Source organism: Streptomyces sp. NPDC005302, from assembly GCF_040607345.1.
GTDB lineage: Bacteria > Actinomycetota > Actinomycetes > Streptomycetales > Streptomycetaceae > Streptomyces.
Map to the genome: position 1 here is coordinate 349,862 of NZ_JBEXGN010000007.1, position 7,579 is coordinate 357,440.

Annotated in this window: 6 protein-coding genes; all 6 read left to right on the top strand. The window is 70.7% G+C overall.

All coding sequences use genetic code 11. The annotated features are described in order from the left end of the window. Positions 1–19 precede the first annotated feature (19 nt). Entirely contained in the window at positions 20–784 is a 765-nt protein-coding gene (locus tag ABZT74_RS14025) for an IclR family transcriptional regulator (protein WP_355865640.1), read from the top strand. Between the two features lie 363 nt (positions 785–1,147). Next, entirely contained in the window at positions 1,148–1,939 is a 792-nt protein-coding gene (locus tag ABZT74_RS14030) for an MIP/aquaporin family protein (protein WP_356175857.1), read from the top strand. A 61-nt stretch (positions 1,940–2,000) separates the two neighbouring features. After that, on the top strand, positions 2,001–3,539 hold the full coding sequence (gene glpK / locus ABZT74_RS14035) for a glycerol kinase GlpK (protein WP_355865635.1): 1,539 nt from the start codon (positions 2,001–2,003) through the stop codon (positions 3,537–3,539). Between the two features lie 19 nt (positions 3,540–3,558). Then, on the top strand, positions 3,559–5,175 hold the full coding sequence (locus ABZT74_RS14040; protein ID WP_356434853.1) for a glycerol-3-phosphate dehydrogenase/oxidase: 1,617 nt from the start codon (positions 3,559–3,561) through the stop codon (positions 5,173–5,175). Positions 5,176–5,318: 143 nt separating this feature from the next. Beyond that, positions 5,319–5,990 (top strand): FadR/GntR family transcriptional regulator, encoded by a 672-nt coding sequence (locus tag ABZT74_RS14045; protein ID WP_356434856.1) that lies wholly within the window; start codon positions 5,319–5,321, stop codon positions 5,988–5,990. 304 nt (positions 5,991–6,294) lie between these two features. Next, positions 6,295–7,470 (top strand): PAC2 family protein, encoded by a 1,176-nt coding sequence (locus tag ABZT74_RS14050; RefSeq protein ID WP_356434860.1) that lies wholly within the window; start codon positions 6,295–6,297, stop codon positions 7,468–7,470. Positions 7,471–7,579 lie beyond the last annotated feature (109 nt).

The following is a 7,579-nucleotide window of genomic DNA, read 5'->3' on the forward strand; positions in this document are numbered from 1 at the left end:
GGACGGAGGCAGCACGGCGATGGCACGGAACATCCAGTCGCTCGAACGGGCGGCGGCGATGCTGCGGCTGCTCGCGGGCGGCGAGCGCCAGCTCGGCCTGTCGGACATCGCCTCCTCGCTGGGCCTGGCCAAGGGTACGGCGCACGGCATCCTGCGGACCCTCCAGCAGGAGGGGTTCGTGGAGCAGGACCCGGCCTCCGGGCGCTACCAGCTGGGCGCCGAGCTGCTGCGCCTCGGCACCACCTATCTCGACGTGCACGAGCTGCGGGCGCGCGCCCTGGTGTGGACCGACGACCTGGCCCGTTCCAGCGGCGAGAGCGTCTATCTGGGCGTGCTGCACCAGCAGGGCGTCCTGATCGTGCACCACGTCTTCCGGCCCGACGACAGCCGCCAGGTCCTGGAGGTGGGGGCGATGCAGCCGCTGCACTCGACGGCCCTCGGCAAGGTGCTCTCGGCGTACGACCCGGTCGCGCACAGCGAGGTCCTGGAGGTCGAGCGCACCGCGTTCACCCCGCGGACGGTCAGCGAGCTGGACCAGTTCGAGGGAGTCCTCGACATCACCCGCGCGCGCGGGTACGCGGCCGACGTCGAGGAGACCTGGACGGGCGTGGCCTCCGTCGCCGCGCCCATCCACAACCGGCGGCGGATGCCGGTCGGCGCGGTGGGCATCACCGGGGCCGTGGAGCGGGTCTGCCAGGACGGGGAGCTGCGCCCCGACCTGATCGCCGCGGTCCGGGACTGTGCCCGCGCGGTGTCGCGGGACCTGGGTGCCGGGCGGTTCTGAGGCGCGGGGCGCCACGGGAGGTTCGTAGGAGACGAGGCCGGGAAGCGGAATGCTTCCCGGCCTTCGCCGTGCCATGGGCCGGGCGTTCGCCGGCCCCCGGGACGGACGGACGGCCCGCCGGCCGCGCATCGATAGCACACAGCGATCAATAACGATCGTGTTTTCGATAACAGGACTCTTGACGAGCTGGTAACGCGAGAGCAAGACTCCCGTCCATCGGTCGGCATTGTCGAACACTTACCGGCAATAAGAGTTAGAGTGTGGCAATGCCAGGGCCGACACCGCTCTCACTTCCCGAGAGCACGAACCACCGGTGGGACCCGGGGTTCGGCTTCCCCTGGACGAAGGACAAAGGAGTCGCGGGTGTCCAGCTCCGACATCTTCATCGGCGAGACCATAGGTACCGCCGTACTCGTACTGCTCGGCGGTGGCGTGTGCGCCGCCGTCACTCTCAAGCGCTCGAAGGCGCAGAACGCCGGCTGGCTCGCGATCACGTTCGGCTGGGGCTTCGCGGTCCTGACCGGCGCGTACCTCGCGGGCGGAGTCTCCGGCGCCCACCTGAACCCGGCGGTGACCATCGGTCTCGCGATCGAGGGCGGCACCAAGTGGAGCGACGTACCGCTCTACCTCGGCTCCCAGCTCCTCGGCGCGATGATCGGCGCCGTCCTGGTCTGGATCACGTACTACGGACAGTTCCAGGCGCACCTCACCGACCCGGAGATCCTCGCCGAACAGCCGGCCGAGGAAGGCCTGGTCGACCAGAAGACCGCGCCGAAGGCCGGTCCGGTGCTCGGCGTCTTCTCCACCGGCCCCGAGATCCGCAACGCGGTGCAGAACCTCGCGACGGAGATCATCGCCACCGTCGTCCTGGTCCTCGCGATCCTCACCCAGGGTCTGAACGACAACGGCAACGGACTCGGCGTCCTCGGCGCCCTGGTGACGGCGCTGGTCGTCGTGGGTATCGGTCTCTCGCTCGGTGGACCGACCGGCTACGCCATCAACCCGGTCCGCGACCTGGGTCCGCGCATCGTCCACGCCCTGCTGCCGCTGCCCAACAAGGGCGGCTCGGACTGGAGCTACGCCTGGATACCGGTGGTCGGCCCGCTCGTCGGCGGTGCCATAGCCGGCGGCCTGTACAACATCGCCTTCAAGTGACACGACGGCCGTCACTCGTCATCACGCCTGAGAACGCCACCCGAGAGCTACGGAGCACACCGTGACCGACGCCCACACCGCCGGGCCCTTCATCGCCGCGATCGACCAGGGCACCACCTCCTCCCGCTGCATCGTCTTCGACCGCGACGGACGCATCGTCTCCGTGGACCAGAAGGAGCACGAGCAGATCTTCCCGAAGCCGGGCTGGGTCGAGCACGACGCCACCGAGATCTGGACCAACGTCCAGGAGGTCGTCGCCGGAGCCATCTCGAAGGCCGGCATCACCCGCGACGACATCAAGGCCATCGGCATCACCAACCAGCGCGAGACCACGCTGCTCTGGGACAAGAACACCGGTGAGCCCGTCCACAACGCCCTCGTCTGGCAGGACACCCGCACCGACGCGCTCTGCCGCGAACTGGGCCGCAACGTCGGCCAGGACCGCTTCCGCCGCCAGACCGGGCTGCCCCTCGCCTCGTACTTCGCCGGCCCCAAGGCCCGCTGGCTGCTGGACAACGTCGAGGGCCTGCGCGAGCGCGCCGAGGCCGGGGACATCCTCTTCGGCACCATGGACAGCTGGGTCATCTGGAACCTGACCGGCGGTGTGAACGGCGGCAAGCACGTCACCGACGTGACCAACGCGTCGCGCACCATGCTGATGAACCTGCACACCCTGGCCTGGGACGAGCAGATCGCCGAGTCGATCGGCGTTCCGCTGGCCATGCTGCCCGAGATCCGTTCCTCCGCCGAGGTGTACGGCGAGGTCACCGGAGGCCCGCTCGGCGAGCTGCTCGGCGGCATCCCGGTCGCCTCCGCGCTCGGCGACCAGCAGGCGGCCCTGTTCGGCCAGACCTGTTTCGCCGAGGGTGAGGCCAAGTCCACCTACGGCACCGGCACGTTCATGCTGATGAACACCGGCGACAAGATCATCAACTCGTACTCGGGCCTGCTGACCACGGTCGGCTACCGGATCGGCGACCAGCAGCCGGTCTACGCGCTCGAAGGCTCCATCGCCGTCACCGGCTCGCTGGTGCAGTGGATGCGCGACCAGATGGGCCTGATCAAGTCCGCCGCCGAGATCGAGACGCTCGCGTCGTCGGTCGAGGACAACGGCGGCGCCTACTTCGTGCCGGCCTTCTCCGGTCTGTTCGCCCCGTACTGGCGTCCCGACGCCCGCGGTGTGATCGCCGGACTGACCCGGTACGTCACCAAGGCGCACATCGCGCGCGCCGTCCTGGAGGCCACGGCCTGGCAGACCCGTGAGATCAGCGACGCCATGACCAAGGACTCCGGCGTCGAGCTCACGGCGCTCAAGGTCGACGGCGGCATGACCTCCAACAACCTGCTGATGCAGACCCTGGCCGACGTCCTGGACGCCCCCGTGGTGCGTCCGATGGTCGCCGAGACCACCTGCCTCGGCGCCGCCTACGCCGCCGGTCTGGCCGTCGGCTTCTGGACCAACACCGAGGACCTGCGCGCCAACTGGCGCCGGGCCGCGGAATGGACCCCGAACATGGCCGCGGACGTCCGCGACCGTGAGTACAAGAGCTGGCTCAAGGCCGTCGAACGGACCATGGGCTGGATCGAAGACGAGAACTGACGAGGAGTAAGAACCCGCAATGACCAGCCAGTCCACCCTGCAGTCCGTGCCTGCCCTCGGTACGCACCCGGCCTCCGGCTCCCTTCCGAGCCGTGCCGAGACCCGGGAGCAGCTTTCCAAGGCGACGTACGACCTTCTCGTGATCGGTGGTGGCATCCTGGGCATCTCGACCGCCTGGCATGCCGCGCAGTCCGGGTTGCGGGTGGCTCTGGTCGACGCCGGTGACTTCGCCGGCGCCACCTCCTCCGCCTCCTCCAAGCTTCTGCACGGCGGTCTGCGCTACCTGCAGACCGGCGCGGTGAAGCTGGTGGCGGAGAACCACTTCGAGCGCCGTGCGGTCTCCCGTCAGGTGGCCCCCCACCTGGCGAATCCGCTCACGTTCTACCTCCCCGTGTACAAGGGCGGGCCGCACGGCGCGGCGAAGCTCGGAGCGGGCGTCTTCGCCTACTCCGCCCTCTCCGCCTTCGGCGACGGCGTCGGCCACCTGCTCAGCCCCGCCAAGGCCGCGCAGGACGTGCCGGAGCTGCGCACCGACAACCTCAAGGCCGTCGCCGTCTACGGCGACGACCAGATGAACGACTCGCGCATGGCCCTGATGACGGTCCGCGCGGCGGTCGAGTCCGGCGCGGCCGTGCTCAACCACGCCGAGGTCACCGGTCTGCGCTTCACCCGGGGCCGGGTCACCGGCGCCGAGCTGCGGGACCGCCTGTCCGGCGACGAGTTCGGCGTGAACGCCCGTCTGGTGCTGAACGCGACCGGGCCGTGGGTCGACCACCTGCGCAAGCTGGAGGACCCGAACGCGGCCCCGTCGATCCGGCTGTCCAAGGGCGCGCACCTGGTCCTGAAGCGGACCGCTCCGTGGAAGGCCGCTCTGGCCACCCCGATCGACAAGTACCGCATCACCTTCGCCCTCCCCTGGGAGGACATGCTCCTGCTCGGCACCACCGACGAGGAGTACGAGGGCGACCCGGGCGAGGTCGCGGTCAACGACAAGGACATAACCCAGATCCTCGACGAGGCCGCGTACTCCATCCGCGACCAGCAGCTCGACCGGGACCTGATCACGTACTCCTTCGCCGGTCTGCGGGTGCTGCCGGGCGGTCCCGGCGACACCTCGAAGGCCAAGCGCGAGACGGTCGTCACCGAGGGCCGCGGCGGCATGCTGTCCGTCGCGGGCGGCAAGTGGACCACCTTCCGGCACATCGGCCGTACGGTCATGAAGAAGCTGGAGTCGCTGCCCGGCCACCCGCTGGGCGAGGACTTCGAGCCGATCTCCGAGCTGCCGAAGAAGATGCCGCTCCCCGGCGTCGCCAACCCGCGCGCCGTCGCGCACCGCCTCCTGGTGGACGGTCCGGCGCCCGGCCCCCGCATGGGCGCCGACACCGCCCGGCACCTGTCCACCCACTACGGCTCGCTGGCCTTCGACATCGCCCGCCTGGCCAACGAGAACCCCGAACTCGCCGAGCGCGTCCACCCGGACGCCCCGGAGATCTGGGCCCAGGTCGTCTACGCCCGCGACAACGAGTGGGCCGAGACTGCGGACGACGTGCTGCGCCGCCGCACGACCCTGACCGTCCGCGGTCTGGCCACGGACGACATCCGTGGCCGCGTGCAGGACCTGCTCGACCGGAAGTAGCCGCCGGCAGCGCGGGTGAGGGGCGGCTCCCACGGGGGGTGCCGCCCCTCAGCCGTGCCCGGGACGTCGGGTGGCACGCATAATGGCGCCTGTGAGACATCGGATGTCTGAGGGGACATCCTGAGCCACCAGGAGGCCCCGGCATGGCAGTCACCGACGAGGCGATCGAGAAGATCAAGGGAATGATCGTCTCCGGCGCGCTGCGTCCCGGCGACCGGCTCCCCAAGGAGAGCGAGCTGGCGGCCGACCTGGGGCTGTCCCGCAACTCCCTGCGGGAGGCCGTACGGGCCCTGTCCCTCATCCGCATCCTGGACGTGCGCCAGGGCGACGGCACCTACGTCACGAGCCTGGACCCGCAACTCCTGCTGGAGGCGCTGAGCTTCGTCGTCGACTTCCACCGCGACGACACGGTCCTGGAGTTCCTCGCGGTGCGCCGCATCCTGGAGCCGGCGGCCACGGCGATGGCGGCCACCCTCATCAGCGAACAGGAACTGGACGCCCTGGCGGACCAGTTGGACAAGCTGGGCCCGGAGCCGTCCGTGGAGGAACTCGTCGCCGGTGACCTGGACTTCCACCGGGGCATCGTGCGGTCGTCGGGCAACTCGGTGCTCTGTTCGCTGCTCGACGGCCTGTCCGGGCCCACCACCAGGGCCCGGGTCTGGCGGGGACTCACCCAGGAGGACGCGGTCAGCCGCACCCTGCACGAACACCGGGCCATCCTCGCAGCCCTGCGCGACCGGGACGCGGAGACGGCCCGGTCCTGGGCGACCGTGCACATCGCCAGCGTGGAGCAGTGGCTCAGGTCCACGCTGTAGGCACGGCTCAGCTCTGCGGACCGCTCGCCCGCCGAGGGTGCGCGGGCCGCCGCGCGGACATCGGAGCTCTCCCCGTCATCCGACGTATGGAGCTTGCAGAGGGCAATCTTCCGGCCGCTCGGGCGAGTTGACCGTGTACAGCTCGGATGACTGACGGGTCGTCCGCGATGGCGGTCCGGCGTGTTTCCGGGCCCCGGACGGGGCAGTGATCCGTTCACTCCCCCGCGCGAGGGGGCTGCAGCGGGCCCCTCGGCACGCCGTAAGGTTGGTGCGTACGCGAGGGCACATCGGAAGGAGGCGCTGGGTGATCGAGCTGGAGGGGGTTCCCGAGCTGATCGACCCAGTCATGGTGGCCGCGTTCGAGGGCTGGAACGACGCCGGCGACGCCGCCTCCGCGGCGGTCGCACACCTGGACAAGGAATGGAAGGGCGAGGTGTTCGCGGCGCTGGACGCCGAGGACTACTACGACTTCCAGGTCAACCGGCCCACCGTCTGGCTGGACGGCGGTGTCCGCAAGATCACCTGGCCCACCACGCGCCTGTCGGTGGTCCGGGTCGGCGGCGACAAGCCCCGTGACCTGGTGCTGGTCCGCGGCATCGAGCCGTCGATGCGCTGGCGCTCGTTCTGCAACGAGCTGCTCGGTTTCGCTCACGAGCTGGGCGTCGAGCTGGTGGTGATCATGGGCGCGCTGCTCGGTGACACCCCGCACACCCGTCCGGTGCCGGTCAGCGGCGTCACCTCCGACGCCGACCTGGCCCGCACGATGGACCTGGAGGAGACCAAGTACGAGGGCCCCACGGGCATCGTCGGCATCCTCCAGGAGGCGTGCACCCACGCGGGCGTCCCGGCGGTGTCGCTGTGGGCGGCCGTACCGCACTACGTGTCGCAGCCGCCCAACCCGAAGGCGACCCTGGCCCTCCTCAACCGCCTGGAGGACCTCATCGACCTGCGCATCCCGCTGGGCGAGCTGCCCGAGGACGCGCGGGCCTGGCAGCTCGGGGTCGACCAGCTGGCCGCCGAGGACAGCGAGGTCGCCGAGTACGTGCAGACGCTGGAGGAGGCCCGGGACACCGCCGAGCTGCCCGAGGCGTCCGGCGAGGCGATCGCGCGCGAGTTCGAGCGCTACCTGCGCCGCAGGGACGGCGGGGGCCCGGCCGCCGGGCCCGGCGGCCACGCGACGGAGAGCGGCGAGTCCTACCTGCGTGACACCCCCGGCACGCCCGGCGGACGGGGCAGGCCGCCGATGGCGCAGCGCCCCGAGTCCGACACGGGACAGGACGGCGAGCCGGACGCCGAGCCGCGCAGAGGGACGGACGAGGCTACCGACGGCGGCCGCTCCGGCGCCCCGGGACGGGCGCCCGGCTCCGGGGAATCCCCGGGAACGGCGGACGCGCCGGACACGTCCGACACTGCCGATCCCTCCGGATCCTCCGACACGACCTCCGGGTCCTCGGACACACCGGACTCCTCCGAGGACTGAGCGGAGCGACAGGACGGCACGGCGGAGCACACGCAGGGACCGGCACCCGAGGGATCGAAGGGAGCGGTACGCGATGACCGACCAGGTACAGCCGGCGCGGGAGATCGGA

What these genes read in the sequence shown, in the direction of transcription:
- ABZT74_RS14025 (WP_355865640.1), top strand. Translation starts at nt 20, where the DNA reads ATGGCACGGAACATCCAGTCGCTCGAACGGGCGGCGGCGATGCTGCGG.
- ABZT74_RS14045 (WP_356434856.1), top strand. Translation starts at nt 5,319, where the DNA reads ATGGCAGTCACCGACGAGGCGATCGAGAAGATCAAGGGAATGATCGTC.
- ABZT74_RS14040 (WP_356434853.1), top strand. Translation starts at nt 3,559, where the DNA reads ATGACCAGCCAGTCCACCCTGCAGTCCGTGCCTGCCCTCGGTACGCAC.